Consider the following 2,599-nt stretch of genomic DNA (forward strand, 5'->3'; position numbering starts at 1 on the left):
CTCGTCGTGCAGTCCCCCCAGCCCGCGCAGGATCTCGACCCAGCCGTCCTGCACCGCCTCGCGCGCCATCTCGGCATCGCCGGTCAGCCGCCAGGCATGGCCCAGCAATTTCGGTTGCCACCGCGCGACCAGCCGCGCCCGCGCCGCCCCGTCCCCCGCCCGCGCCGCCGCCACCAGATAGGCGTCCAGCAGGCGGGCCTTGTCCCTCGGGATCGGCGACATCGAAACAGACCCTCCGCACTCTCGGGAACAAGGTGCCGCGAACGCCCGATCCGGTTCAATACGACCGGAGACGTCGTCTCCTCCCCATCATGATGGGGAGGGGGACCGCCGAAGGTGGTGGAGGGGTTCTTCACCGCAGGCCCGCCCTCAAGAGCCCCTCCGTCACGGCGCACAATGCGCCGCGCCACCTCCCCCTCTCCGATAGGGACGAGACAGAAGCGCCCGTCATCCTCGGGCTCGACCCGAGGATCGGTGTGGGCATAGCCTTTGGAGTCAGTCGGTTAACCAAACTCAAGCGATGGTTGCGATCAAAGCGCAATTAGTTCATGGTTTGTTCTCATGGCCCAAAACTCTCCCATCGAGTGGACGGACGTCACCTGGAACCCCGTCGCTGGGTGTCTGGTAATCACGCCTGGCTGCACAAACTGCTACGCCATGCGGATGGCCGCGCGTCTGGAGGCCATGGGTGTCGCCAAGTACGAGGGCCTCACTCGCAAGAGCGGCAAGCGATACGTCTGGACTGGCAAGATCAGGCTGGATGAGGCCTCGCTTGAGGCGCCTTTGAAATGGCACAAGCCACGCAAGGTCTTCGTCAACTCGATGTCGGACCTCTTCCACCCCGACGTGCCCGCTGATTTCGTAGCCCGGGTCTGGTCGGTAATGGAGCGGACGCCCCAGCATACCTATCAGATTTTGACCAAGCGCCCGGATCGAATGCGTGAAGTCCTGACGGAGCTTGATTTGCCGGCGCTCGGGCACGTGTGGCTCGGCACCAGCGTTGAAGACGCGGCTGTTCTGTCTCGCTTGGACGATTTGCGGGCCACGCCCGCCATCATTCGCTTTGTCTCGTTCGAGCCACTCATTGGTTCTGTCGCAGAGGCCAATCTTGACGGCATCCATTGGGCGATAGTTGGCGGTGAGTCTGGCCCCCGAGCCCGCCCAATGAACGAGGAATGGGTCGAGGAGATTCGACGCAAGTGCCTAACGGCGGGGACGGCGTTCTTCTTCAAGCAGTGGGGTGGCAAGAACAAGAAAGCTGCCGGTCGGACCTATCGCGGCAAGATTTGGGATGAGCTTCCATTGACAACTGGCGGTTAGCCGCGAGATCGTGCGCCGATGAGAAACCGGGGTAACTGATGGCCGCGCCTCAGCAAACTGTTTGGGCGCTAGAGCCTCACACTGCGGCAAAGCACGCAATCCTCGCCCGGTATTTGTCGGCTTGGCTTCCCATACTAAGTCAGGGCGGCTATCCGAAACTCGCGTACATTGATGCGTTCTCGGGACCTGGAAGCTATTCCGGTGGCGAAGATGGTTCGCCGGTGATCGCCCTAAAGGCAATGCTGGATCACAAAGCTGCGATTCGCGCGCAGTGCTATTTTGATTTCGTTGAGCGAGCGCCTGACCGCGCATTAGCACTCAAGAACGCAGTCCAAGAAACACAGAAACTTCTAGGTAGGCCGCACAACGCACACGTAGAAGTGCATCAGAGTACCTTCGAAGAGGCTTACGCAAAGATTGGCCCTCGCCTCAAAGCTGTGGGAACAATTCCCACGTTTGCATTTATCGATCCGTTCGGATGGACCGGCCTTCCATTTTCCATAATAGAGGAACTGTTGAGGCGACCGTCGACCGAGGTTTTTATCAACTTCATGTTCGAGGAAATAAATCGCTTCCTCGACCATCCTGATCAGGTCGGAAATTTCGACAAGCTTTTTGGATGTACGGAATGGCGAACGTGCGCTCAGAAGTCAGGAGCAGATCGAAACAGGTGCATCCGAGATCTGTATGCCAAGAAGCTCAGCGGGAGCGCGGCTTACGTCAGATATTTCGAGATGCGCAACAAGGCAAATTCCACCGACTACTTCCTTTTCTTTGCCACTAATAGCCTGTTAGGCCTCAAGAAAATGAAGGAAGCCATGTGGAAGGTCGATCAGGGAGGCGCGTTCAGCTTCTCCGATGCCACTGATCCCAATCAGATGACGCTTTTTGCGAACGAACCCAACTTCGGCCAACTGAGGAAGCAGATCCTAGACAACTTCCGGGGCCGCGAGACGTCTGTCGATCGCATTGAGGAGTTCGTAGTTGCTAAGACCGCGTTCCGAGAAACGCATTTCAAGCGTCAGGTTCTAGCCAAGGGGGAGGGCACGGAATTTGAGGTAATAAGATCGAAGGTAGATCGACGGAGGGGCACATTCCCAAGTGGAACCTATCTTCGATTTTACGATAACGTTTAGGCGGGCTGACGGACGTTTCCATCAGTCCTCCCTAGGCATATGCCGCTGTGCTTTTGCGGTACGACCGCCAGTTGGCGCCGACCTCACGCCCCCAGCCATCACAGCCGCCCCCCAATTCCCCCGCCCTTTCAAGGCCCCTCCCA

General features: G+C 58.6%; 3 protein-coding genes. 2 read left to right on the forward strand and 1 reads right to left on the reverse strand.

What is annotated here, in order from left to right; genetic code table 11:
- Positions 1 to 222, reverse strand: a 222-nt coding sequence (locus J7346_RS14860) for a sigma factor (RefSeq protein ID WP_280636545.1), incomplete at its 3' end; no start/stop codon positions are given.
- A gap of 339 nt (positions 223 to 561) precedes the next feature.
- On the opposite strand from J7346_RS14860, the gene J7346_RS14865 reads away from it, so the two are divergent.
- Positions 562 to 1,320 carry a DUF5131 family protein gene (locus J7346_RS14865; RefSeq protein WP_209120751.1) on the forward strand — a complete coding sequence of 253 codons (759 nt, stop codon included), beginning with the start codon at positions 562 to 564 and terminating at the stop codon, positions 1,318 to 1,320.
- 38 nt (positions 1,321 to 1,358) lie between these two features.
- The gene (locus tag J7346_RS14870; protein ID WP_209120752.1) at positions 1,359 to 2,456 is read left to right on the forward strand and encodes a three-Cys-motif partner protein TcmP; all 1,098 of its coding nucleotides are present in this window, start codon (positions 1,359 to 1,361) and stop codon (positions 2,454 to 2,456) included.
- Positions 2,457 to 2,599 lie beyond the last annotated feature (143 nt).

Source organism: Brevundimonas sp. A19_0 (assembly GCF_017744255.1).
Lineage (GTDB): Bacteria > Pseudomonadota > Alphaproteobacteria > Caulobacterales > Caulobacteraceae > Brevundimonas.